The sequence below is a fragment of the Nocardia sp. NPDC059691 genome, assembly GCF_042733915.1.
Classification (GTDB): domain Bacteria; phylum Actinomycetota; class Actinomycetes; order Mycobacteriales; family Mycobacteriaceae; genus Nocardia; species Nocardia sichangensis.
Map to the genome: position 1 here is coordinate 146,224 of NZ_JBHWFB010000010.1, position 26,020 is coordinate 172,243.

General features: G+C 67.3%; 19 protein-coding genes. 15 read left to right on the top strand and 4 right to left on the bottom strand.

Going from position 1 to position 26,020, the window contains the following annotated elements:
• Positions 1-695: 695 nt before the first annotated feature.
• Positions 696-6,152 carry a carboxyl transferase domain-containing protein gene (locus ACFV2O_RS22620; RefSeq protein ID WP_379253496.1) on the top strand — a complete coding sequence of 1,819 codons (5,457 nt, stop codon included), beginning with the start codon at positions 696-698 and terminating at the stop codon, positions 6,150-6,152.
• Positions 6,153-6,337: 185 nt separating this feature from the next.
• Here ACFV2O_RS22620 and ACFV2O_RS22625 read toward each other — a convergent pair whose 3' ends face one another.
• Complete coding sequence (locus ACFV2O_RS22625) at positions 6,338-7,222, bottom strand: universal stress protein (protein WP_379253497.1); 885 nt, start codon at positions 7,220-7,222, stop codon at positions 6,338-6,340.
• An 839-nt stretch (positions 7,223-8,061) separates the two neighbouring features.
• On the opposite strand from ACFV2O_RS22625, the gene ACFV2O_RS22630 reads away from it, so the two are divergent.
• Both ACFV2O_RS22630 and ACFV2O_RS22635 read left to right on the top strand, forming a co-directional pair.
• Positions 8,062-8,679: a hypothetical protein gene (locus ACFV2O_RS22630; protein ID WP_379253498.1), complete on the top strand. Its 618-nt coding sequence runs from the start codon at positions 8,062-8,064 to the stop codon at positions 8,677-8,679.
• Entirely contained in the window at positions 8,676-9,326 is a 651-nt protein-coding gene (locus ACFV2O_RS22635) for a hypothetical protein (protein WP_379253499.1), read from the top strand. Before ACFV2O_RS22630 ends, ACFV2O_RS22635 begins: the two co-directional genes overlap by 4 nt.
• Positions 9,327-9,387: 61 nt before the next feature.
• On the opposite strand, the gene ACFV2O_RS22640 is transcribed toward ACFV2O_RS22635, so the two are convergent.
• Positions 9,388-9,891, bottom strand: coding sequence for an FAD-binding oxidoreductase (locus ACFV2O_RS22640; RefSeq protein ID WP_379253500.1), 504 nt, complete (start codon positions 9,889-9,891; stop codon positions 9,388-9,390).
• Positions 9,892-10,049: 158 nt separating this feature from the next.
• Between ACFV2O_RS22640 and ACFV2O_RS22645 the strand changes: the two genes are divergently transcribed.
• On the top strand, positions 10,050-11,843 hold the full coding sequence (locus ACFV2O_RS22645; protein ID WP_379253501.1) for a thiamine pyrophosphate-requiring protein: 1,794 nt from the start codon (positions 10,050-10,052) through the stop codon (positions 11,841-11,843).
• A 28-nt stretch (positions 11,844-11,871) separates the two neighbouring features.
• A complete protein-coding gene (gene ctaD, locus ACFV2O_RS22650) occupies positions 11,872-13,569 on the top strand; it encodes a cytochrome c oxidase subunit I (protein ID WP_379253502.1) in 1,698 nt (565 codons plus the stop codon).
• Positions 13,570-13,589: 20 nt separating this feature from the next.
• Here the strand turns inward: ctaD and ACFV2O_RS22655 are convergent, their stop codons facing one another.
• Complete coding sequence (locus ACFV2O_RS22655; protein WP_379253503.1) at positions 13,590-15,026, bottom strand: short-chain fatty acyl-CoA regulator family protein; 1,437 nt, start codon at positions 15,024-15,026, stop codon at positions 13,590-13,592.
• Positions 15,027-15,180: 154 nt separating this feature from the next.
• On the opposite strand from ACFV2O_RS22655, the gene prpD reads away from it, so the two are divergent.
• The 8 genes from prpD (at position 15,181) to ACFV2O_RS22695 (ending at position 22,681) form a co-directional block, all read left to right on the top strand.
• Positions 15,181-16,683, top strand: coding sequence for a 2-methylcitrate dehydratase PrpD (gene prpD / locus ACFV2O_RS22660; RefSeq protein WP_379253504.1), 1,503 nt, complete (start codon positions 15,181-15,183; stop codon positions 16,681-16,683).
• Positions 16,683-17,597 (top strand): methylisocitrate lyase, encoded by a 915-nt coding sequence (prpB, locus tag ACFV2O_RS22665; RefSeq protein ID WP_379253505.1) that lies wholly within the window; start codon positions 16,683-16,685, stop codon positions 17,595-17,597. The genes prpD and prpB overlap by 1 nt, the downstream gene beginning before the upstream one ends.
• Before the next feature lie 26 nt (positions 17,598-17,623).
• Positions 17,624-18,775, top strand: coding sequence for a bifunctional 2-methylcitrate synthase/citrate synthase (locus ACFV2O_RS22670; RefSeq protein WP_379253661.1), 1,152 nt, complete (start codon positions 17,624-17,626; stop codon positions 18,773-18,775).
• Between the two features lie 250 nt (positions 18,776-19,025).
• A complete protein-coding gene (locus ACFV2O_RS22675; RefSeq protein WP_379253506.1) occupies positions 19,026-19,718 on the top strand; it encodes a DUF6069 family protein in 693 nt (230 codons plus the stop codon).
• A gap of 13 nt (positions 19,719-19,731) precedes the next feature.
• Positions 19,732-20,322, top strand: coding sequence for a cutinase family protein (locus ACFV2O_RS22680; protein ID WP_379253507.1), 591 nt, complete (start codon positions 19,732-19,734; stop codon positions 20,320-20,322).
• Between the two features lie 74 nt (positions 20,323-20,396).
• Entirely contained in the window at positions 20,397-20,621 is a 225-nt protein-coding gene (locus ACFV2O_RS22685; protein WP_379253508.1) for a hypothetical protein, read from the top strand.
• A 59-nt stretch (positions 20,622-20,680) separates the two neighbouring features.
• The gene (locus tag ACFV2O_RS22690) at positions 20,681-22,393 is read left to right on the top strand and encodes an acyl-CoA dehydrogenase family protein (RefSeq protein WP_379253509.1); all 1,713 of its coding nucleotides are present in this window, start codon (positions 20,681-20,683) and stop codon (positions 22,391-22,393) included.
• Between the two features lie 81 nt (positions 22,394-22,474).
• Positions 22,475-22,681: an oxygenase MpaB family protein gene (locus tag ACFV2O_RS22695; protein WP_379253510.1), complete on the top strand. Its 207-nt coding sequence runs from the start codon at positions 22,475-22,477 to the stop codon at positions 22,679-22,681.
• Between the two features lie 177 nt (positions 22,682-22,858).
• On the opposite strand, the gene ACFV2O_RS22700 is transcribed toward ACFV2O_RS22695, so the two are convergent.
• Positions 22,859-23,755 (bottom strand): SDR family oxidoreductase, encoded by an 897-nt coding sequence (locus ACFV2O_RS22700; RefSeq protein ID WP_379253511.1) that lies wholly within the window; start codon positions 23,753-23,755, stop codon positions 22,859-22,861.
• Positions 23,756-23,888: 133 nt separating this feature from the next.
• On the opposite strand from ACFV2O_RS22700, the gene ACFV2O_RS22705 reads away from it, so the two are divergent.
• Positions 23,889-24,533 (top strand): TetR family transcriptional regulator, encoded by a 645-nt coding sequence (locus ACFV2O_RS22705; RefSeq protein ID WP_379253512.1) that lies wholly within the window; start codon positions 23,889-23,891, stop codon positions 24,531-24,533.
• 244 nt (positions 24,534-24,777) lie between these two features.
• On the top strand, positions 24,778-26,007 hold the full coding sequence (locus ACFV2O_RS22710; RefSeq protein WP_379253513.1) for an erythromycin esterase family protein: 1,230 nt from the start codon (positions 24,778-24,780) through the stop codon (positions 26,005-26,007).
• The last annotated feature ends 13 nt before the right edge of the window (positions 26,008-26,020 follow it).

Below are 26,020 nucleotides of genomic sequence, written 5' to 3' on the forward strand. Positions count from 1 at the left end.
TCGGCGCGCCAGGTCTCCTACCGGGTGCAGGGTGGCAGCGCGACGGGTGAACAGGCATCCGAGCCTTTCGTACGCCTACGGTAAAGCCGAGGTCGGGAAGATCGCGATCGGAACGCGCTACGGCGGGCGCATCGAGTCGTTTGCTCCGTACCCGGGGTGAGGAGGTGGACCCGGGACAACTACGCGGTTCCTGGTCACGGGGTCGTCCGGTGGGGCGCGAAGTGGCAGGTTCCCCGTTCGTGGGAGGGGAGACGTCTGCGAAAGGGAGACGCCGTTCGCGTGCAGGTTGCGGCGCCACAGCTCTCGGTACTCGCTAAAATATTCGAAACCGACCAGTAATTCGCGTTTCTGGTTTCGTAGCGGAATCCGACGACGCGAGCGTACGCGAGGCGAAAAGATTGACGCGGCACCGGCCTGCCTCTAACCTTCGCGTGGTGAACGATGCTTACCATGCGGCGTCGGGGTGGCCGTCGCAGGTATCGCCATCTCTGCGACCGACGGCTGCCGGATCACTCCACGCTTCCCTGAACGTCGCAGTCGGCAGCGGGCTACCCGGCGCGCCTGCCCCGCACCCGCGCGACGATACGGCCGAGTAACCACCGGACAGGTGTAATTGCACCGACCGGATGTGCGACAAAGGGTATCCACCCTTTGCCCGTCGACCGGGCCACAACTTCGGAGAGGAAGGACGGCGAGTGTTCAGCCGCATCGCCATTGTGAACCGGGGAGAGGCCGCCATGCGCCTCATCCACGCGGTCCGAGACCTGGCCGCGGAAACGGCACGTTCGATCGAGACCATCGCCTTCTACACCGATGTCGATCGCAACGCGACGTTCGTGCGCGAGGCCGACATCACCTATGACCTCGGGCCGGCCTCCGCGCGACCGTACCTGGATCTGAAGGCGCTCGAACGGGCGCTGGTGGCGACTCGGGCCGACGCCGCGTGGGTCGGCTGGGGCTTCGTCGCCGAAGATCCGGCGTTCGCCGAGTTGTGCGACCAGATCGGCGTGACCTTCATCGGTCCGGATGCCGAGGCGATGCGCAAACTCGGCGACAAGATCGGCGCGAAGCTCATCGCCGAAGAGGTCGGTGTACCGGTCGCGCCGTGGAGCCGCGGCCCGGTCGAGACCGTCGACGACGCGCTCGCCTCCGCCGCCGACATCGGCTACCCGCTCATGCTGAAAGCGACCGCGGGCGGCGGCGGGCGCGGTATTCGCGTGGTCACCGACGAGGCCGAGTTGGTCGACGCCTACGAACGCACCCGGCAGGAGGCCGCCCGCGCGTTCGGCAGTGGAGTGGTGTTCCTCGAACGGCTCGTCACCGGCGCTCGCCATGTCGAGGTTCAGGTGATCGCGGACGGTCAGGGCACCGCTTGGGCGCTGGGTGTGCGCGACTGCTCGGTGCAGCGGCGCAACCAGAAGGTCATCGAGGAGTCCGCGTCACCGGTGCTGCGGCCCGAGCAGGTCGCCGAACTCAAGGCCTCGGCCGAGCGCCTGGCGGTCGCGGTCGGTTACCGCGGCGCGGCGACCGTCGAGTTCCTCTATCACCCCGGTGACGAGCTGTTCGCGTTCCTCGAGGTCAACACCCGTCTGCAGGTCGAGCACCCGATCACCGAGCAGACCACCGGTTTCGACCTGGTTCGCGCGCAACTGGCGGTGGCTTCGGGTGAACGGCTCGAGGGCGAGCCGCCCGCCGAGCGTGGGCACGCCATCGAAGCGCGGCTCAACGCCGAGGACCCCGACCGCGACTTCGCTCCCGCGCCGGGCCGGATCGCCCGCTTGGACCTGCCCGCGGGTCCGGGTATTCGGGTCGACACCGGTGTCAGCGAAGGCGATGTCATCCCCGCCGATTTCGATTCGATGATCGCCAAGATCATCGCTTACGGTCGCGACCGGTCCGAGGCGCTGGGCAGGTTGCGCCGGGCCGTCGGGCAGACCCGGGTGATCATCGAGGGCGGCGCTACGAACAAGAGTTTCGTCCTCGAACTGCTGGACCAGCCCGAGGTGATCGACGCGAGCGCCGACACCGGCTGGATCGACCGGGTGCGCGGACAGGGTCGCCTCGTCTCGCACCGCAACTCCGCCGTCGCGCTCGCGGCCGCCGCCATCGACGCCTACGAGGAAGAGGAACGGGCCGAGCGGGACCGCCTGCTGTCCACCGCCGCGGGCGGTCGTCCCCTGGTGCAGCACCACGCGGGTCGACCGCTCGACCTCAAATTGCGCGGAGTCGGCTATCGCGTGCGCGTGGCCCGTACCGGCGCGCATCGTTTCCGCATCGGCATCGAGGCGGGCGAGGACATCCGCACCGCCGATGTCGACTTGGTCCGCTATGACCGGCATTCCGGCCAGATCGTGGTCAACGGCACCGCCTTCCGCGTCACCGCGGGCACGCACGGGCCGATCCACGTGGTCGACGTCGATGGTGTGACCCATCGGGTGAGCCGGGACGAGGGCGGCGTCGTCCGCTCGCCCGCACCCGCGCTCGTGGTCGCCACGCCGCTGCAGGTCGGCGACGAGGTCGAGGCCAACGCGCCGCTGCTGGTGCTGGAGAGCATGAAGATGGAGACGGTGCTGCGCGCACCGTTCAAGGCGCGACTGAAGGAATGCGCCGTCTCGGTCGGTACCCAGGTGGAGACCGGGGCGCCGCTGCTGCGGCTGGAGCGCCTGGTCGACGACGCGGTCGAGGAGACCGCGGTCGTCGGGTCGGTCGAACTGGACCTGCCTGCCGGGGACGCGCAGGCTCATCCGCACGAGCGGATCGTCCGACGGTCGCAGGACCTGCGCGGCCTGCTGCTCGGTTTCGACGTCGATCCGCACGACGACCGCCGGGTGCTGACGGATTACCTCGATGCCCGCCGTGTCGCCGTCGCGGACGACCGCAGGCCGCTGGCGGAGGAACTCGAGCTCATCGACGTGTTCACCGACCTCGCCGAGTTGAGCCACAACCGGCCGTCGGGTGAGGACGCCCAAGGGCATGTCCACAGTGCCCGCGAGTACTTCCACACCTACCTGCAGAGCCTGGACGTCGAACGGGCGGGACTGCCGGAATCGTTCAAGAGCAAGCTCGCGCGGGCGCTCGGCCACTACGGCGTGTCCGATTTGGAACGTACCCCCGAGCTCGAGGCCGCGGTCTTCCGGATCTTCCTCGCCCAGCAACGCACCGACACCGTCGCGGTCGTGACGGCACTGCTGCGGGAGTGGCTGGGCGAGCGGATGCCCGATCGAGCCCTGCGCGAACCGGTCGGTCTGGCACTGGAACGGCTGGTCGCCGCGACCCAGGTGCACTTCCCCGTCGTCGCCGATCTCGCTCGCGGTCTGGTGTTCGGCTGGTACGGCCAGCCGTTGCTGCGGCGTAATCGCGCCCGCGTGTACACCAATGTCCGCCGGTCCCTGCGGTACCTGGACACCCATCCCGACGCGTCCGATCGCGCGGAGCGTATCTCCGACATGGTCCGCAGCACCGAACCGCTGGTGCGGTTGCTGGGCCAGCGGCTGGTGCGCGGCAGCGACGACAACACGGCGATGCTCGAGGTGCTGACCCGCCGGTACTACGGCAACAAGGGGCTCACCGGCGTCCGCACCCACGACGTCGACGGATGCCGCTACCTGATCGCCGACCGCGACGGTGCGAGCCTGGTGTCCGCCGCGGTGCGCTTCGACGCGCTCGGCGCCGCGGTGCGCGGGCTGGCCGAACTGACCGGCGACGCGGTGTCGATCGACGCCGACATCTACCTCAGCTGGGAGAAGCAGCCCGCCGACTTCGACGCCATGGCCGCGGCTCTGCACTCGGTGCTCAGTGCGCAGCCGCTGCCGAAGCAGGTGCACCGGATCACCGCGACGGTCGCGGGCAGCAACGGCGCGGTCATGCATCACCACTTCACCTTCCGCCCGTCGGCCACCGGCCCGGCCGAGGAACGACTGATCCGCGGCCTGCATCCGTACATCGCGCAGCGGATGCAAATGGAGCGGCTGCGCAAGTTCGATCTGACGCGACTGCCGTCGTCCGACGACGAGGAGATCTATCTGTTCCGGTGCGTCGCGAAGGACAATCCGGCCGACGACCGGCTCATCGCGTTCGCCCAGGTGCGGGACCTGACCGCGCTGCGCGAACACGACGGACGGCTGCTCGCGCTGCCGACCGCCGAGAGCACGATCGCCACCTGCCTCGACTCGATCCGCCGGGCGCAGTCGCAGCGGCCGTCGGCGAAGCGGCTCAACACCAATCGCATCGTGATGTACGTCTGGCCGCCGCTGGACGTCACTCGCGCCGAGCTCGAGCGGATCGGCGGCCATGTGCTGCCGACGACCGCGGGCGCCGGACTCGAGGAAATCGTGCTCATCGCGCGGGAACGCGACGCGGACACCGGCGAGTTGGCGAAGGTGGCCATCCGGATCAGTTTCGATGCCGCGGGCGGCACCGTGGTGACCTTCGGCGAGCCGTCCGACGAACCGATCGAACCGCTCGACGCCTACCGGCAGAAGGTGCTGCGCGCCGCGGGCCGCAATGCGGTGTACCCCTACGAATTGACCGGCTTGCTCGGCGATTTCACCGAATACGACCTCGACAGCGACCACACGCTCGTCCCGGTCGACCGGCCGAAGGGGCGCAACACCGCCGCGATCGTCGCCGGCGTCATCACCACGGCCACCCCGAAACACCCGGAGGGCGTCACGCGGGTGGTGCTGCTCGGCGACCCGACGAAAGCATTGGGCGCGCTGTCGGAACCGGAGTGCAGGCGGGTGATCGCCGCACTGGACTTGGCCGAGCGCCTGGAGGTGCCGCTGGAGTGGTACGCGCTGTCGGCGGGCGCTCGCATCTCGATGGAATCGGGCACCGAGAACATGGACTGGGTGGCGGCCGCGCTCAAGCGGATCGTCGAATTCACCCAGGCGGGCCGCGAGATCAACATCGTGGTCGCGGGCATCAATGTCGGAGCCCAGCCGTACTGGAACGCCGAGGCGACCATGCTCATGCACACCAAGGGCATCCTGGTGATGACGCCGGATTCGGCCATGGTGCTCACCGGTAAGCAGGCGCTGGACTTCTCCGGCGGCGTGTCGGCCGAGGACAACTTCGGCATCGGCGGCTACGACCGGGTCATGGGTCCGAACGGACAGGCGCAGTACTGGGCGCCGAACCTGGCCGCGGCGCGCGACATCCTGATGGCGCACTACGACCACACCTACATCGTCCCTGGTGAGCAGGCGCCGCGGCGGTCGCAGACGAGCGATCCCATCGATCGCGACATCTCCGATTTCCCGCACGTCCTGGCGGGCAGCGACTTCGCCACCGTCGGCGAGATCTTCTCCGCCACCGCGAATCCGGACCGGAAGAAGCCGTTCGACATCCGCACGGTGATGCGCGCGGTCGCCGACCAGGACCACCCCGTGCTGGAGCGCTGGGCGGGCATGGCCGACGCCGAGACCGCCGTCGTGCAGGACGCGCATCTGGGCGGAATCCCGGTGTGCCTGCTGGGCATCGAGTCCAGGGGCGTGCCGCGGCACGGTTTTCCGCCCACCGACGGCCCGGACACCTACACCGCGGGCACGCTGTTCCCCCGGTCGTCGAAGAAGGCCGCGCGGGCGATCAACGCCGCGAGCGGCAACCGTCCGCTGGTGGTGCTGGCGAACCTGTCGGGCTTCGACGGGTCGCCGGAGTCGATGCGCAAGTTGCAGTTGGAGTACGGCGCCGAGATCGGCCGTGCGATCGTCAACTTCGACGGTCCGATCGTGTTCTGCGTGATCTCCCGCTATCACGGTGGCGCGTTCGTCGTCTTCTCGAAGGCGTTGAACCCGAACATGACCGTCTTGGCGCTGGAAGGCTCGTTCGCCTCGGTGCTCGGCGGCGCGCCCGCCGCGGCGGCGGTGTTCTCCGGTGACGTCGCCACCCGCACCACGGCGGACCCGCGGGTGCAGCAGCTGGAGGTGCGCGTCGCCAACGCGGCCGGTACCGATCGCGCCACTCTGAGCGCCGAACTGGACGAACTGCGCTCCTCGGTGCGCGCGGAGAAACTCGGTGAAGTGGCCGCGGAGTTCGACCGCATCCACAACATCCAGCGCGCCGTCGAAGTCGGCTCTGTCGATGCGGTCATCCGCGCCGATGAACTGCGGCTTCGCGTCATCGAGGCCATCCAGGAGCGCCTGGACGGCTGACGGCGGGCGGGCGGCGTCCTCGGCGGGCGGCGGCTGGACGGTCGGTTGTGCTCGATAGCGGCACAATCCGATCGGCAGTCGTCGCCCGCCCTCGTGTGCGAGCTCGGCTACGAGCCCACGGCTCCCCGTGGTGCACCGTGAATCGGTAGCGTTGACGGTCCGTCGATCGCGGTGGCGGTGCCCGTCTATCGCCCGTTCCGGGGGTGCCGCGCAAAGCTCGCCGGTCTTGTGACGATCACCGGCACCTGCGCCCCGTGTAGTACGGCTCTACTGACCGAACCGAGCGGCATCGCGGAGAAGTCGTCGTGCCCGCGGCTGCCGACGACGATCGACCGCGCTTTCTCGCCCGCCTCGAGCAGTCGCCTGGCGGGGTGGTCCTCGACCACGACACGCCTCACCGTCACTTCCGGATACGCCTCGCTGTACCCTGCCAAACTCCGGTCGAGCAATCCCTCGCCACCCTCCCGCGATTCGATGAGCGAGCCGGGGAAGCCGGACAACGCGTGGACGGCAACGAGATCGGCGCCGCGAAACGCCGCTTCGTCGAAAGCCAAGGAGACGGCTGCCGCGCTGCTCGTGGAGGCATCGACGCCGACGACGACAGGCCCGTCGCCGTGCTCGACGCCACGGGGAACGACGGCAACGGGGCATCCCGCCTGCCGCGCCAGCGCGGTGCTCAGCGATCCCAGCATCGCGCGGCTGAACGCGCCGAGGTCATGGGCGCCGACCACGAGCAGCCGCGCGGTCTCGGATCGGCGGCGCAGAACCGGAACGGGGGCGGCGTTGGTCAACTCCGCGGTCACGTCGATCCGATGGATCGGAGCGGATTCGGCGATGGCCGTGGCGTACGCGATCTCCAACGCGTCCGGGCCGCCCCACCGATAGCTGCCGGGGGCGGACGGCCCGAACTCGACGCCGGAACCGTGGTCGCCGAGGCCGCCGGTCAGATAGACGAGGTGCAGCGGTGCGTGGCGGTGGGCGGCGTCGATGGCGGCCCAGCGCACAGCGGCAAGCGCCACCTCGGAACCGTCGACACCCGCGAGGATCGGAGCCTTGCTCGAAGTGAACATGGGTTCTCCTCCGGTTCGCATGCGGGGGCCGTTGTCGGGCCGGGTCGAGATCGTGGCGGCGTACCTGCGAGTGTCCGTCTCCTCGGCGAGGCGGCAGTAGAGCAACCGGTAGCCAGCGGCGAAGGACCAAGGTCCCGCTCTTGCACCCGGCCGGGAGCCGCCTTCCCCGCGTCGACCGCTGGGGCGAAGTCGCGGAGCACGATGGTGCGTTCGAGCCTCGGCGACGGGTGATACATCCGTTGGCCTCGCGGAATCAAGGGCGGTGCCGGGGCAGACGGGTACGGGCGCGACTACGGGAAACGGGTAGTCGGCTACTCGCGTCGGCAGGTCGAGGAGAGCGAAGGCTCGACTGCATCCTCGGGAGCATGCCTGTCTCGGGGGAGGTGATCATGAGAAACGATTCGCGAGTATTCCTTGTCGCGGCGGCCGTAGCGGGACTGGTCGGCGCGGTGTCGGTACCGGTCGCGGCACCGGAGCCGGTTACCACCGTGCCTAACCCGTCGCCGGTCACGTCACAACCCGCTTGGCCGAACAGCACGCCCACGGATGACTGGCTGCCCAAGACTACGCGGTCCGATTGGACGACCACCCCGACGACACCGGAGCCCACGACGGGGAAACGGGAGCCCAAAACCACGACTGAACCGGAGCTCACAACCACGACGACCAGGCCGGAACCGACAACCACGACGAATCCGGAACCGACAACCACGACGACAAAGCCGGAGTCCACAACCACGACGCAACCGAGTCCGACGACGACCACGACGAAACCGGTCGGGACAACCGCGCCGCCATCGAGTTCCGGTCCGTCCCCTGTACCGACCGAGAGTTCGGCCGTGCTTCCCGCACCCGTTCTCACCGCGCCGGCCACTGCCGAACGCGGCACTGTGATCACTGTGCACGGCGAACGCTGGCCCTGCGACCTGGTGCGGGTGCTTCCGGACTGGTCCGCGGCGGTGACCGCCCAGGCTCAGGGCGGTTCGTTCGATGCTCGCGTCGATGTGCCACAGGGAGCCGCACTGGGTCCGCACTCCATCCCCGCCGCCTGTTCGGGAACCTCTCAGCGCATTGTCGCGAAGACATCCGTGGAGATATCACCCGCGCGGCTCGTCCCCACATCCAACGGACCCGGAAACCCGGAACGGCCCGGCGAGCCTCCGCTTCCTCCGGGACAAGCCGATGCGGGCAACCCGGACACCGGCCCCGTCGGCATAGTGGGCCTCGGAGGGTTCCTCCTTGCCCTCGGTGCCGCGGCGCTGGTCATACGGGGTCGCGGGAAACGCCCGGGCGGCGCGTCGCACGACGAGGATCCGCATCTACCACAGGTAGAGGTGCGTGTGGTCGCGGACGTCCCCCCATCCATCCACGTTCGCCAGGTCGCCCGCGCTCCCGACGTCCGGGTGCGGCTGCGGGCCTGCGAGCCATGGCTGAGCGTCAAGGAGGTATTCGGATGACAAGTCCAGCGTTGATCAGGGCTCGGACAGTGCTGTTCCAGAACGCTCCGCACGATGTCGGTGTGGGCGAGTTGGCCGAGTGCCTGCACGAAAGGGGCGCCGAACACCTGGCACTGCGCCGGGCGCCGGGCGTGGCCGCGCTACTGGAGTCGGCGGCGCTGCGCGAGGTGGCCGAGACGATAGATGGGCTGCTCGAGGTCGACTTGGGCACTGTCGCGATCGAGGGTTGGCGCCGTTACGACCGGCTACGCATGGCGGCGATGCGTACAAGTGCGGGCGGAGCCGAGCAGGTGACGCTGTTCGAACACGAGATCACCCAGACCTACCATCCGTGCCTGGACGTCACCATCGACGGAAATACGGTGGGGGAGTTCACGATCGAGCTCTGTGTCGCGCTGCTGCTCCAGCCGCTCGCCGCCACGGTTCGCAACGGCATGCTGTCGGCGCTCGGCCCCGGCGATTGCACCGTGACGGTATCGATCGGCGCGCCGGAGCTCGGGCCGATCATGAAACGCCAACGCACGCTGCACACGGCGACCATGATCGACCTCCGATGGCCCATCCCGCTCGTCGAGCAGCCCGGAGCCTCGTCCGTCGATCGCGTGCACCGGGTGCGTCCGCCGCAATCGCGGTGGACCGGCGGATGATGAAAAAGTATGGACGTCAGGGCATGTCGCCGCCTGGGCCTTCACCGGCCGGGCCGTGCTCTCATTCCGTCGAGCCGGAAGCGCGGCGAGAGCTGTCGGTCGTGCAGCTGACATGGGTGGACGGCTTCGGGCCGACCATCAGGCCGGTGGATGCCAGCTCGGTGTTGAGCCGGTCGAGCGCGATGCCCGGCTCGACCACGGCGGTGGCGGCGGCACGGTCCACCGACACCGCACGCGTGCAGTATTTGCTCCGGTCCATGACGATCGCCGCGTTGCGGCATTGCCCGGCCAGGCTCGTGCCGCCACCACGCGACACCACCGGCACGTCGTGCGCGCGACAGACGGCGACCGCCGTGGCCGCGTCCTCCGGTGTGCGCGGCACGACCACCCCGAGCGGGACGGCGCGATAGTTGGACGCATCCGTCGAGTACGTCGCGCGGCTTCCGGAGTCGAATCGAACCTCGCCGTCGATCCGCTCGGTGAGGTCCGCGCGCAGTGCCTCCAACGGCCATTGGGAACGACCGGAAGCGCTGTGACGGCCGGGCAATTGAAGCGAACGCGCCATTTCGGGCACATCCTCTCGACGACGGCAGGTGAGCATCGGAACAGACGAGAACACCGCGCGGATGCCCGTCCGGTCGCCGCGTATGCCTCGGGTTGAGGGCTGCCGGCCGGGGTAATCGGCCCCGGAGACGACACCTCGAAGGCGGACAGGAGAACGACATGGCTGACCAGGTCGCCGACTATGTCTTGCGACGACTCCGTGACTGGGGCGTGCAGCAGGTGTTCGGCTATCCGGGCGACGGCATCAACGGCTTGATCGCCGCGTTCGGGCGGGCCGACAACAAACCCGCCTTTATTCAGGCGCGCCACGAGGAGATGGCCGCGTTCCAGGCGGTCGGCTACGCGAAGTTCAGCGGCGAGGTCGGCGTCTGCACTGCCACGTCGGGTCCGGGAGCGATCCATCTGCTCAACGGTCTCTACGACGCGAAACTCGATCACGTGCCGGTCGTGGCGATCGTCGGGCAGACCGCGCGCAGCGCGATGGGCGGCAGCTATCAGCAGGAAGTCGATCTGCAGAGCCTGTTCAAGGATGTCGCCTCGGACTACTTGGTCGAGGTGAACGTTCCCGATCAATTGCCCAACGCGCTCGACCGCGCGTTCCGTATCGCGACCACCCGCCGGGCCCCCACGGCGCTGATCATCCCCTCCGATCTGCAGGAGGAGCGCTATCAGCCGCCCGAGCACGCGTTCAAGCAAGTGCCATCCAGCCCGCCCTCGGCACTGCATGCCACGGTCACCGCGGATCGCGCAGGCATAGAACGAGCCGCCGAGATCATCGACGCCGGGTCGCGGGTGGCGATCCTCGTCGGGCAAGGCGCCCGGGACGCCGCCGAGCAGGTGATGGAGCTGGCCGAGATCACCGGAGCCGGGGTGGCCAAAGCCCTGCTCGGCAAGGACGTGCTATCGGACGACCTGCCGTACGTGACCGGATCCATCGGCCTGCTCGGTACCCGGCCCAGCTATGAACTGATGCGCGACTGCGACACCCTGTTGATCATCGGATCGAATTTCCCCTATTCGCAGTTCCTTCCGGACTTCGGTCAGGCGCGTGCGGTGCAGATCGACATCGACGGCGCCATGATCGGCATGCGATACCCCACCGAGGTCAACCTCGTCGGTGACGCGAAACGAACACTCACCGAACTGCTTCCGCTGCTGAGCCGCAAGTCCGATCGCAGCTGGCGGACGACGATCGAATCCAACGTGCGGCGCTGGTGGGAGACGATCGAACGCCAGTCGCTGCTGGACGCGAAGCCGGTCAATCCCATGCGGGTGGTGTGGGAACTGTCGCGGTACATCCCGGAGGACGCCATCGTGACCGCGGACTCCGGGTCGTCCACCAACTGGTATGCCCGCTGTCTGCGGTTCCGCGGGCAGATGCGGGGTTCGTTGTCGGGGACGCTGGCCACCATGGGGCCCGGTGTGCCGTACGCGATCGGCGCGAAGTTCGCCCACCCGGACCGGCCGGTGGTCGCTCTCGTCGGTGACGGTGCGATGCAGATGAACGGCGCGGGCGAATTGCTGACCATCAGCCGCTACCACGAGCGGTGGCGCGATCCACGGCTGGTGGTGTGCGTGTTCCACAACAACGACCTGAACCAGGTCACGTGGGAGCTGCGCTCGATGGGGGGCGCGCCGAAATTCGAGGAATCGCAGTCGCTGCCGGAGGTCTCCTACGCCGAACTCGCCCGCACGTACGGCCTGGGCGCCATCGCCGTGGACGACCCCAACGACCTCGCGCCCGCGTGGGAAGCGGCGCTGTCGGCCGAGCGGCCCACGGTGCTCGACGTCCGCTGCGATCCGGAGGTGCCGCCGATCCCACCGCACGCCACCTGGGAACAGATGAAATCCACCGCCGAAGCGGTGCTGCGCGGCGACCCCGACGCCTGGCATCTCGTGGCGCAAGGCGCGAAAGCCAAGGCCCAGGAATTCGTCCCCGGCCACCGCGGGTGATCTCGCCGGTAGCAGGTGAGGAGTATCGATGACTCAGGTGTCGTATCCACTCGCACCGCAGGTCACACCGACCAGGCCGTTTCCGGCGCGGACGGCTCCGAAGGGCTCGGTGTTGTGGCGGCTGGTCACCACGACGGACCCGAAGGTGCTCGGCATCATGTATCTCGTCGCCGCGACCGCCTTCTTCTTGCTCGGCGGTCTGATGGCGCTGCTCATGCGCGCGGAACTGGCACGGCCGGGCCTGCAGTTCCTCTCACCCGAGCAGTACAACCAGCTGTTCACCATCCACGGCACCGTCATGCTCCTGCTGTATGCGACTCCGACGGTGTTCGGATTCGCCAACGCGGTCCTTCCGCTGCAACTCGGAGCACCCGACGTGGCATTTCCACGGTTGAATGCCTTGAGCTTCTGGCTGTTCCTCTTCGGCGGGACGATGGTGGTCTCCGGATTCGTGACACCCGGCGGCGCGGCTGATTTCGGATGGACCGCGTATACGCCACTGAGCGACATCATCCACGCGCCCGGCCCCGGAGCCGATCTGTGGATCATGGGCTTGGTCGTATCCGGTTTGGGCACCATTCTCGGCGCGGTGAACATGATCACCACCATCGTCTGCCTGCGCGCGCCCGGCATGACGATGTTCCGCATGTCCATGTTCGGGTGGAACATCCTGGTGACCAGCGTGCTGGTGTTGCTCGCGTTCCCGATTCTCACCGCCGCCTTGATGGCGCTGGCCTACGACCGGCATCTCGGCGGGCACATCTACGACGCCGCCACCGGTGGCGTCCTGCTCTGGCAGCATCTGTTCTGGTTCTTCGGGCACCCCGAGGTCTACATCGTGGCACTGCCGTTCTTCGGGATCATCAGCGAGATCCTGCCCGTGTTCAGCCGCAAACCCCTGTTCGGCTATGGACCTCTGGTGTACGCCACCATCTCGATCGGGGTGCTGTCGGCAGCGGTATGGGCGCATCACATGTTCGCGACCGGGGCGGTGCTGATGCCCTTCTTCTCGATGATGACCTTCCTGATCGCGGTGCCGACCGGGGTGAAATTCTTCAACTGGATCGGCACCATGTGGAAGGGGAACCTGACTTTCGAGACCCCGATGCTGTTCGCCGTCGGCTTCATCGTCACTTTCTTGTTCGGCGGACTGTCCGGCGTCATCCTCGCCAGCCCGCCATTGGACTGGCAGATTCACGACACCTATTTCGTCGTAGCCCACTTCCACTACGTGTTGTTCGGCACGATCGTTTTCGCCACTTTCGGCGGAATCTACTTCTGGTTCCCCAAGATGACCGGGCGCTACATGGACGAACGCCTGGGCAGGCTGCATTTCTGGACGACATTCGTCGGCTTTCACACGACCTTTCTGGTTCAGCACTGGCTGGGCGCCGAAGGTATGCCCCGCCGGTACGCCGACTATCTGCCGACCGACGGGTTCACCGCGCTGAACGCCATCTCGACCATCGGATCGTTCATTCTGGGCGTCTCGATGGTCACGTTCGTATGGAACGCGTTCCGCAGCTACCGCTACGGCGAGGTCGTCACCGTGGACGACGCCTGGGGCGGGGGAAATTCACTCGAATGGGCCACGACTTGCCCGCCTCCCCGGCACAACTTCTACGAACTCCCCCGTATCAGATCCGAACGCCCGGCCTTCGAACTCCACTACCCACACATGCGAGAACGGATGCGCGCGGAATCGTACGTCGGCTGGGGCTCGTAGGTGGCACGAAGCCGGTGTGATCATCGCGGTTCGCCGCGATGGTCGGCCGGGGTGTAGGGGATGTTGGCGGCGCGGTTCTCATCGACCCGGATCGCGCGCCCGAGCTGCGGGAAGGCGCGCTGGGCGCAGTCGGGGCGTTCGCAGATCTTGCAGCCCGGGCCGATGGGCACCGCGGAGGTGTCGTCGTGGATGGGCAGGCCGTGGGAGTAGACGAGCTTGTCGGCGTAGGCCAGGTCGCAACCCAGACCGATTGCGAAATCCCTTCTGGGAGAGAGGTATCCGGGGGTGCTCTCGTCGGTGGTTCGGGCCAGCCAGAGGTATTTGCGTCCGTCGGGCATCTCCGCGATCTGGGTACGGATTCGACCGGGTGTGGTGAAGGCCTCGTGGACGACCCACAACGGGCAGCTGCCGCCGACCCGGGAGAAATGGAACGCGGTCGCGGATTGGCGTTTGGAGATGTTGCCCGCGCGGTCGGTGCGTACGAAGAAGAACGGGACTCCGCGTCGTCCGGGGCGTTGCAGCGTGGACAGGCGGTGGCAGACGGTCTCGAAGCCGACCTCGAACATCGCCGACAGCAGATCGATGTCGTAGCGCAGCTCTTCGGCGGCGTCCCGGAACCGGGTGTAGGGCAGGATCAGCGCCCCGGCAAAGTAGTTCGCCAATCCCACCCGCAGGAGTTCGCGCGATTCGGCCGCCATCGACTCCACTCTCGCGGTCAACGCATCGATGGTCGCGGTCTGGGTGAGAAAAGCCAGCTGCGTGGCGAGTTGAAAGGCCCGCTGACCGGCGGAGAGCCTGCGGGCGAGCGTGATACGTCCTGCTTCGGGGTCGTAGAGGCGTTTGGGGCCGGGGCGGTGTGGGTCGTCGGATCTGATCGCGACCGCGATGCCGTGCCGCTCGCGCAGGAGTTCGCTCAGTTGCAGGTCGAGGCCGCCGATGCCAAGACCGTGGTCGGCGAAGAGTCGTTCGGCGGCCTGGTCGAGTTCGGGGATGTGGTTGCGGTGGTCGTAAAAGAAGTCGCGCACGTCCTCGTACGGCATGGCACGACCGGGGTCGGCCGTAGGGCTTTCGATGCCCGCGGAGAATCGTTCGAGTTGTTCGGTCGCGCCACGCAGACGCCGGTGCAGGCTCACCAGGACGCGGGCGGCGGCGGGCACCCGGGAGACCAGGTCGTCGAGTTCGGCGGTGGACACCGTCGTGCCGGCGGGATCCTCGGCGAAGACGTCGTGCAGGTCGGCGAGCAGTCGCGCGTCGGTGTCGGCGGCGAAGAACCCCATGTCCAGGTCGAAGGTGGAATTCAGGCGTAGCAGCACCGGCACCGTCAGGGGCCGCTGATCGTTCTCCAGCTGGTTGACGTAGCTGACCGACAGCGCGAGCGCCTTCGCCAGGCCCGATTGCGACAAGCCGCGTTGCTCGCGCAGTGCGCGCAGCCGTCCGCCCGCATACATCTTCTGCATGCTCGCGAATGTAGCACCACGAGATTTCGCAATTTCCACAAATTTGCTGATTGCGGTACGCAAAATTCGGCATTTGTAACGGATTTCTCGCGTGCACAGGCGTGTGTAGTGTGCGAAAAGAAACCCGGAAATTGATGATCTGGAGGATTCCGTCGTGAAAAACCACTTCGTCCGCACGCGCCGCTCCGCTGAGCACTTCCCCCGCGAGGAGCACCTCGCGTGGCGGATCGCCGAGGTTGCCGCGGACCCGGTGGCGGTCGCTCCGGAGACCGAGGAGATGATCGTCAACCGGATCATCGACAACGCGGCGGTCGCGGCGGCGTCGGTGACGCGTCGTCCGGTGGCCAACGCGCGCGCCCAGGCGCTGGCGCACCCGTACCAGCCGGGCGCGACCGTCTTCGGCGTCGACGGCCGATGCTCGCCGGAGTGGGCGGCCTGGGCCAACGGCGTGGCCGTGCGCGAACTGGATTTTCACGACACTTTCTTGGCCGCGGAGTACTCCCACCCCGGCGACAACATCCCGTCGATCCTGGCGGTAGCCCAGCATGCCGGACGCGGCGGGCGGGATCTGATCCGCGGGTTGGCGACCGGATACGAGATCCAGGTGGACCTGGTGCGGGCGATCTGCCTGCACGAGCACAAGATCGACCACGTCGCCCACCTCGGCCCCTCCGCCGCCGCCGGTATCGGCACGCTGCTCGGCCTGGACACCGAGACCATCTATCAGGCCATCGGTCAGGCACTGCACACCACCACCGCCACCCGGCAATCGCGCAAGGGAGAAATCTCCAGTTGGAAGGCCTACGCACCCGCTTTCGCCGGGAAGATGGCGGTGGAAGCGGTCGATCGTGCCCTGCGCGGTGAAGGCGCGCCGTCGCCGATCTGGGAAGGGGAGGACGGCGTCATCGCCTGGCTGCTGGGCGGCCCCGACAAGGAGTATTCGGTGCCGCTGCCCGGCCCGGGTGAACCCAAGCGCGGCATCCTCGACACCTACACCAAGGAGCATTCCGCCGAATACCAGAGCCAGGCGCCGATCGACCTGGCGCGCCGGTTGCGTGAGCGGATCGGCAACCTGGACCGGATCGCCTCGATCGTGCTGTACACCAGCCACCACACGCACGTGGTGATCGGCACCGGATCGGGCGATCCGCAGAAATTCGACCCGACGGCGTCCCGCGAAACCCTCGATCACTCCGTCATGTACATCTTCGCCGTCGCCCTGCAGGACGGCACCTGGCACCACGAGCGCTCCTACGCCCCCGAACGTGCGCAGCGACCCGACACCGTCGAGTTGTGGCGCAAGATCTCCACCGCCGAGGACCCGGAGTGGACCCGGCGCTATCACTCGACCGACCCGAACGAGAAGGCGTTCGGCGCCCGCGCCGAGGTCACGCTGAAGAGCGGCGAGGTGATCGTCGACGAACTCGCGGTCGCCGACGCGCACCCGCTCGGCGCGCGGCCGTTCACCCGCGACCAGTACATCGCCAAGTTCCGGACGCTGGCCGAGGGAGTGATCGACGCGGGCGAGCAGGACCGCTTCCTCGACGTGGCCCAGCGCACCCCGCAGTTGTCCGCCGAGGAACTGGGTCAGTTGAACTTCACCGTCTCCGACGAGGTACTCGCGCGGGCGCCGAAACTGCCGAAGGGACTGTTCTGATGACCGGTCTGCTGGCCGCGGCCACGCCGGCCGCCGACAAACGCGCCGCGTTCCGCGCGGGCCTGGCCTCCGGAACGATCCAGCGCTTCCCGGGTGCGTTCAATCCGCTGGTAGCCAGGCTGATTCAAGAAATCGGCTTCGAAGGCGTGTATGTCTCCGGCGCGGTGGTCTCGGCCGATCTGGCGCTGCCGGATATCGGGCTCACCACCTCGACCGAGGTGGCGGAGCGCGGTCGGCAGATCGCGCGCGTGACCGATCTGCCGGTGCTCATCGATGCCGACACCGGCTTCGGCGAGCCGATGAGCGCCGCGCGCACGGTCTCGATGCTGGAAGACGCCGGAATCGCGGGCTGCCATCTCGAGGATCAGGTGAATCCGAAACGGTGCGGTCACCTCGACGGCAAGGCTGTGGTGCCGGTCGAGGAGATGGTGCGCAGGCTCCGGGCGGCGGTGTCCGCCCGGCGGGATCCGAATTTCGTGCTCTGCGCGCGCACCGACGCCGCCGGGATCGAAGGCATCGACGCCGCGATCGATCGGGCGGGGGCCTATGCCGAAGCGGGCGCGGACCTGATCTTCACCGAGGCGTTGCGCACCGTCGCGGATTTCGAGAAGTTCCGGGCCGCGATGCCGATTCCATTGCTGGCGAATATGACCGAGTTCGGTAAGTCCGAACTCATCCCGGCGGCGACACTGGAGCGGATCGGCTACAACGCGGTGATCTACCCGGTGTCCACCCTGCGGTTGGCGATGTTCGCGGCCGAGGCCGGGTTGCGGGAGATCTTCGAGCGGGGCACGCAATCGGGCTTGCTCGATCGAATGCAGCCCCGCTCTCGCCTGTACGAGCTTCTCCAGTACGAGCGATACAACGAATTCGATTCCGACATCTTCGATTTCACTCTGGGAAGGAACCAGTGATGAACACCGCATCGCCAAGCGATTCGATGGGGGGCGGTGGTCGGGCGACGGGTGGGCCGGAGGCCGCGGTACCGACCATAGCCAAAGGCCTGGCAGGCGTCGTCGTCGACACCACGGCCATCTCGAGGGTGGCGCCGGAAACCAACTCTCTGACCTACCGGGGCTACGCCGTACAGGACCTGGCCGCACACTGCGGTTTCGAGCAAGTGGCGTATCTGCTCTGGTACGGCGAGTTGCCCTCGGACGCCGAACTGGAGCGGTTCCAGCAGCGAGAACGCGCGGCCCGCCGGGCCGATCGGTCACTGCTGTCGCTGGTGGCCAAGTTGCCCGACACCTGCCACCCGATGGATGTGGTCCGCACCGCCATCAGCTACCTCGGCGCGGAAGACCCGGCCGAAGACGACAATTCGGCGAATGCCAACCGCGCCAAGGCTCTTCGCATGTTCGCGGTGCTGCCGACCATCGTCGCGGCCGACCATCGCCGTCGCCATGGCCTGGACCCGATCGCACCGCATTCCCATCTGGGGTACGCGGAGAACTTCCTGAACATGTGCTTCGGGACCATCCCGTCGCGCGCGTTGGTGGAAGCGTTCGAAGTGTCGTTGATCCTCTACGCCGAGCACAGCTTCAACGCCTCCACCTTCGCCGCCCGCGTCGTCACCTCCACACAGTCGGACATATACAGCGCCGTCACCGCCGCCATCGGCGCATTGAAAGGGCCCCTGCACGGCGGCGCGAACGAAGCCGTCATGCACGACATGCTGGAGATCGACGACCCCGCGCTGGCCCAGGCATGGTTGCGTAACAAGCTGGCGCGCAAGGAGAAGGTGATGGGCTTCGGCCACCGCGTCTACAAGAACGGTGACTCCCGCGTCCCCACCATGAAGAAAGCCTTCCTGGATATCGCCGCGGCGACCGACGGCCAGAAGTGGGTGCGTATATACGAGGTCCTCGAGCGCACCATGCGCGAGGCCACCGGCATCGAACCGAATCTCGACTTCCCGACCGGCCCCGCCTACTACCTGCTCGGTTTCGATATCGAGGTGTTCACCCCGATCTTCGTGATGAGCCGCATCACCGGCTGGACCGCGCACATCATCGAGCAGGGCGAATCCAACGCGTTGATCCGGCCACTGAGCGAATACGTCGGCGTCCCGCAACGGACGGTCGTCGCCTGAACTTTCCGCACTGCGGATCGTGCTCGGGTGCGATCGGCCGGGAACCGGGAGGAGTTGTCGGCTGGGCCACGGCGATCCTCAGGACCCGATCGGAGTCCGGCACCTTACTGATCTCCGCCATGGCGGCGCCGGCCTGTGTGTGACGACTGCGCGCAACGGGAATTCGATAGGGGGCAGCGGCCCTTGCGGTCCCGCCCTACACTCGACGCACACGCAAGCTCTCCACGGAGGTGATCGGCGGTTGAATCCCATGAATCCGCGCGACCAACACACCGCACGTTATGAAGCCGGTTATCAGCCGGGCGATTACCGTGATCCCGGGTACGGCCAGGATCGCGGAGACGGCCGGTCCTCCGGGTACGGCCAGGATCGCGGGTACGGCCAGGCTTCGGGATACGGGCAGGAACACGGGTACGCCCAGGATCACAGATACGACCAGGCGTCCGGATACGGCCAGGACCAGGGACAGGGCGCGTATCAGCACTCCGAACGCCCGGAGAGGCAACCTCGGTCGCGGCAGGAGCCGGACGTCAATATCGGCATGTTCGTCGGCGGTGTGATCGCCGCGGCGGTGGTGACCGCGCTCGCGGCGTGGTTGTGCGCCTGGATCATCGAGATCATCGCCACCCGGGTGAGCGAGAGCGGCAAGTTCGGGGTGTGGAACCCGATGGCCCAGGATGCGTACTGGTTCGCCGTGGTGGCATTCATCTGTGCGCTGTTGGGCGGGGTGCTGTGGTATCTGCTGCGCCTGGGCACTCCGTCGCCGGAGTTGTTCTTCGGCTGGATCGTGGGCATTCTGACCGCCGCGGCGGTGATCATTCCTCTGGCACTGTCCAGCGACCTCTGGGTCGGCATCTCCACCGGGATCGAACATTTGGTGATCGGGCTCCCGATCCTCAGCCTCGTGCGCATGGTGGGCGCGAAGAGCATCGTGCCCCGGTGATCGACCCTGCACAATGTTTGCACGCGCGCTGCCGGAGCCGGATGGGGATGTCCAGGTCGACTATGTCCCCTACGCGGCAACGGCTTTCCCATGGGAAAGCGAAGTGTACGGTCGCTCCGAACGGAAGGCGATCGACAAAGCGCGCGTCCTGGTATCGGCAATGGCCCAGCTGTGCGGGGCCACTCGGATCGCGCTGCTCGGCTACAGTCAAGGCGCGGACGCGGCAGGTGATCTCGCGGCCGAAATCGGTACCGGACTGGGCGTGGTGCCGCCACACCGGGTCGTGCTGGTCGGGCTGATCTCCGATCCTCGTCGCTCACCCGGCGACCTTCTGATCGGGCCGCCTGTCCCGGGTGCGGGCGCGATCGGCCCTCGCGCAGGGGGTTTCGGCTGGCTCACCGCGCGGACCTGGACCTTCTGCATCGCGGGTGACCTGTATTGCGCGATGCCGGACGGCGACTTCGCCGGACGCATCGCCGGCTTCTTCGTGCAACTGTCGAATCCCGATCCCGGCAACATGGGTGAATACCAAGCGGCCACCTCGCCGCTGGAGCCGGTATCCACCGCGTCGGAGAGCGTGACCGAGAGCGTTCTGTCCAGATGACGACCCGTCGCGTCCACCGCCTCGCAGGGGAGTCGGGGTGGTAACCAAGACGCAAGTGGACCACTCTCGCCGTCATGCCCTCGTTCACTCGCCTGATCCGAGTGCACTTCTGCACCGGTATCCGGGATCCGGTGCGCCGTGACCTGGCCGCGGTCACGATGGCGTGCGCCTGTGCGGGCCTGTTCTCGGCCTGGTGGGACGGCACATTGCCCGCGACACGCGAACAAGTCGTCGAACACCTCGCCGAGACGCTGACCGCTTACCGTCGCCTGTACCGCCGAGCCCCGTTCGATGATTGACGGCAGCTGCCGTCAGTTCTAAATTGATGGCACTTGCCGTCAATTCGAAAGGTGTCGTCATGGCCCTGTTCAACCCGAAGACCGAGACGTTCGAGGAGTTCGATCCCGCCACGCGGGCTCGGCTGCGGTCGGTGGTCGACTTCTTCGAGCGGAAGGGCAAGCAGGCGCTCACCAGCGACGCGCACCGAGCGGAGTGGTACGAGGACTGGATGCGGTTCCTGGCGGAGAGCCGGATCATCGCCTACATGGCGATCCCGCGGGCGAGTTCGGGCGCGGATCCGGAGAAGCGCTGGGACACCGCGTTCATTTCCCGGTTCAACGAGATCACCGGCTTCTACGGATCGCAGTACTGGTATGCGTGGGGCGTCTCCACGCTCGGCCTCGCCATCATCTGGCAGAGCGCCAACGGCAAGGCGCATCTGCGTGCGGCCGAGGAACTCGACCGCGGCGGGATCATCGGGTTCGGGCTGTCGGAAAAGGACCATGGCGCCGACATCTACGCTACCGATATGCTGCTCTCTCCGGATGGCGCAGGGGGTTTCACCGCCACGGGCAGCAAGTACTACATCGGCAACGGCAACGTGGCCAGGATCGTGCCGACCATCGGCAGGCGCACCGACCTGGAGGGTTCCGACGCGTACGTCTGGTTCATCGCCGACAGCCAGCACCCGAACTACCGGCTGGTCAAGAACGTCATCCACGGGCAGAACTTCGTCTCCGCCTACGACCTGGTGGACTATCCCGTCTCGGCCGACGACATACTCCACGTAGGCCGCAAGGCGTTCGACTCCGCGCTCGCCGCGGTCAACTGCGGCAAGTTCAACATCGGCATGGTCGCGTTGGGGATCGTGGAGCACTGTTTCTACGAGACGATCAACCACGCCGCCGCCAAGGTCTTGTTCGGGCACCCCGTCACGGACTTCCCGCAGGTGCGCCAGATCCTGAGCGACAGCTACGTGCGCATGACCGCCATGCGGCTCTACCACGAACGAGCGATCGACTACATGCGCTGCTCGACCCCGGAGGACCGCCGCTTCGTGATGTTCAACTCCATCGGCAAGATGAAGGTCACTCGCGAGGCCGAGCGCGTGTTCCGTGAACTCTCGGATGTCATCTCCGCCAGAGGATTCGAGAAGGACTCCTACTTCGCGACGGCACGCGGCACCATCGACTCGATGCCACGGCTGGAGGGCACCGCACACGTCAATATGGCCTTGACGTTGAAATTCATGCCGAACTTCTTGTTCAACCCCGCGGAACTGCCGCCGGTCCCGGTGCGACGGGATCCCGGCGACGACGAGTCGCTGTTCCGGCAACCGGGTGCGGCGGGTTTGGGCGCAGTGCGATTCGCGGATTGGCGGCCGGCGTACGAACGCTATCGGCACCTGCCCAACGTGGCATTGTTCGTCGAGCAAGCCGAGCGCTTCACTCATTTCCCCGTACAGGCACCGCCTACCCCGGCCCAACTCGAGGATCTGGACTATCAGCTCGCGGTGGGGGAATTGTTCACGCTGCTGCCTTACGGGCAGCTCATCCTGGAACAAGCCGAGATCAAAGGGGCGTCCGAGGACATTGTGGACTCGATCTTCGAGATATTCGTGCGCGACTTCTCCTCGTACGCGCTGGGAGTCTTCTCGAAAGCCTCCTCGACCACCGCTCAACAGGATTGGGCACTGAGCGTGCTGCATAAGCCGATCATCGACGTCCAGCGAACCGCGCGCCTGCACGACGAGGTGATGAGCCACGCGGGCGTGTTCGAAATGAACCCGTAGCAGGCCGCCCCCGCTGTGAGGGCGATGACCGAGCGCGCGGTTCGCCGGTGGGCGGCTCGCTGAGAATTTGTGGAGGTCGGCGTGGGCGTCGAGGTCGCGATGGTGCAGATCGCCTACTCCGACCGGGATCTGCGCTCGCTGATCCACGCCGGGCACGCCCACGTGCAGGGCAGCGACGATTTCGGCACTCGCTATCACGCGCTCCGGCCGGATCTCTTCTTCTTCCAGCATGCGACCTACGGGTTGGATGAACCGAATCCCTCGTGGTCTTCCGACTGGTTCGGGTGAACGCCGCCACGTGCTCGATGCCCGAGGCCGCACCGGTGCAGACACCGGCCTTTTCTTGTCGTCGCCGAGGCGGTGATCGCCACAGGGCGTGCTGGGTCGGGGAGGCTACCGGTGACCACGGGTGAAGGCTCGTCAGTGGAACCCGCCCCGGCGACGGCACGAACTTGCGGCGGCCGATCAGTGCGCCGTGTAGGCACCGGCGTCGAGGTCCTCGATGAGGGTCGGCCCGGTAGGTTTCCAGCCCAGCAGCTCTCGCGTCGCCTCGCTGGTTGCCGAGAGGTCCATCGCGAAGAATGCGCCGATCCACCCGAAATGACCTTGGATGTCCTCCGGGGCGATGGAGGTCACGGGCAGGTCCAGTGCTCGGCCGATCGCCTCGGCGATCACGCGGCTCGGCACGCCCTCTTCGGCGACGGCGTGCAGGCGAGCTCCCGCCGGGGCCTTGCCGAGGCCGAGCGTGACCAGTCGGGCGGCGTCGGCTCGATGGACCGCGGCCCACCGGTTGGCGCCGTCGCCGGGGTAGCCGGAGAAGCCGGTCCGGCGGGCGATCGCGGCGAGGGTCGCGATGAAACCGTGGTCCCCGGCGCCGTGCACGGTTGGCGCGAAACGCAGGCTCACGGCGTGCACGTCGCGGTCGACGTACTCGAGCGCCAAGTTCTCGCTTCCTCCGCGCGGCGAGTCGGGGCCGTGGAACGGAGAAGGGTCGGCTTCCGTCGCGGGCCTGCCCTGGCTGAGGGCGGCGACGCCCGACGCGAGCAGGAAGGGGCGGCCGGTGCCGGCGAGCGCGTCGCCGATGGTCTGAACGGCGGCTCGCTCGGCCGCATTGGAGGCGGCGAGGTCGGACCAATCGTGTTTGTTCGCCAGATGAATGACGGCGTCGGCCGCCTCGGCTCCGGAGCGGATGCCGTCGAGGTCGTCCAGGTCGCCGCGGCGGACCTGGGCGCCTTTTGCCTCGAGGGCTGCGGCGGATCCGTCGGATCTGGCCAGTCCGGTGACCTCATGGCCGTCGGCGAGCAGGTCGGCGACGGTGGCCGAGCCGATCCATCCAGAGGCTCCGGTGACGAAAACATGCATGACGTGAACTCCTTCGTCCACTCCGCCGCTGAGCGGGGAGCGATCCCTGCGAGGTGATGTCTGTGACTGACGTCAGTCACAGACATCACCTTACGCCTTCATGTCAGTAGCTGTCATCACTACACTTGGCGACATGGCACGCTGGGAACCTGGGGCCGCGGAGCGGCTGCGGCAGGCCGCGCTCGAACTGTTCGCCACCCGGGGCTTCGAACAGACCACCGCCACGGAGATCGCGCAGTCCGCCGGTCTGACCGAACGCACGTTCTTCCGTCACTTCAGTGACAAGCGGGAGGTTCTCTTCCGCGGACAGGGCTTACTGGTCGAAGCGTTCGTCACCGGCGTGGACGCCGCACCCCCGGACATGTCCGCGATCGACATCGTCGCCTCCGCGCTGCAGTCCGTAGCGTCGTTCTTTCCCGACGAACGCCGGTCGGACTCCCGTACGCGACAATTCGTGATCGACCAGAACCCCGCACTACAGGAACGCGAGCGGCACAAGCTCGCAGGTCTCGCCACGACGGTCGCCGACGCCCTGCGCGCGCGAGGCGTCGAGGACCTCGCCGCGAGGCTGGCGGCGGAGTCGTGCATCACGGTGTTCGGGATCGCTTTCACGCAATGGATTCGCGAAGACGAGCAGCGGTCGCTCGCCGAGATCGCAGCCGATGTGTTCGGCGAGTTGCTGACCCTCACCCGAAAATCGACAGCGCATCGCGCCACGCCCGCGGATCGCGCCGCCGGGCAATCTCGAGAAACTGTCGACGCCCGCCATCGCTCATGACGCCGATGATGCTCGGCTCACTCGATCGGCCCTTCCTGCGCTCCGGCGCGGCCGACCTCATCGCGGCGCGTCGGTCGCGGTAGGCGGGGGCGGACGGGTTCGGTGACCGCGATTCGGCAATTGACATCCGCCCCATCCCGAAAGTACTTTTGCGATCAAAGATAAATGTCTTTGATATCAAAGGCATTGTCGAGAGCGCTCCGCCGCGCTAGGTCCGGCGGGCCCGTTCGCCGAGGAGCAGATCATGTCGGATGAGACGCACGACTCCGCGCACGTGACGCGTTGGATCCGCGACCGCGCCCGCCCCCTCGCCACGGTCGACGCCGATGGGTCGCTCATGGACTTGGCGGCGTTGGTCGACCGGGCTGACAGCACGGTCGTCGTCGGAGTCGGCGCGACGACCCGCGCGGGGCACGAACTGTCCGTGACCGCACACCGGATATTGCGACTGTTCGTGGAAACTCTGGGTTTTCGGGCGCTCGCCCTGCTCGATGACGAATCCGTCGTGGCGGCCATGGACGAATACGCGCGGACGGGTGCCGGGGACGTGCGGGCGATTCTGGGCGATGCGTGGGTGCCGTGGCGCACCGCCGAGACAATCGCTGTTCTGGAGTGGGCGCGCGAGTTCAATCGTGCGCATCCGCACGATCCGGTACGCCTGTTCGGCCTGGCTCCCGAGGCCGCCAAGCCGGCGCACTACGAGCGCGTGACAAGGTTCGTGGAAAGAGTTGCGCCGCAAAGGATCGCGGAGATCAGATCGCACTACGACCCGATTGTGACAGCCCATCGGCTGGGCGAGCACATACAGCGCGCGAACGGCACCCACCCTGGGCGCCCATTTGCCGACCACGCCCGAGACGCGCTGACGCTGGTCGAGTCGTTGCCGGGCGCCGCAGGCGCACCCGAAGTCCTGGACGCGGCTCGCCTCATCGTGCGGTACCACGAGAACAGCACCGCCTCGGGCCGCCGTGACTTCGCCGCCGAATCCGTCGATGCCGCTCGCCGCATCGTGGACTGGCACGATCGCACCGGGCACCGGATCGTGTACTGGGAAGGAGTGTCCAACACCGCCGTCGCGCGAGAGCTCACCGTTGCCGCTATGTCACAACGGTTTCCGAACACGGGATCCCTGCTCCGTGACCGCTTCGGAACCGGTTATCTGTCGGTCGCACTCACCTTTCATCACGGCAACGTCCGCGCCGACCTGGCTGTGCCCGCTCCGGCGGAGGGCTTCGCGGACACGGTGCTCGACCAACCCGAGCTCGGCAGTTACCTGCTCGATCTGCGGACCGCACCCGCGGGCGCGGTTCGGCAATGGCTGCATCGGCCCGCGAAGCTCCGCCTCATCATCGGGACCTACCGCCCTGACCGCGACGTCGATCATCACATCGCCGGTGCCGGACTGGGCGACTGGTTCGACGTCGTCCTGCACATCCGGACCATCACCCCGACGCACTCGCTCGCCCAACCGTGACGCATGCGCCCGC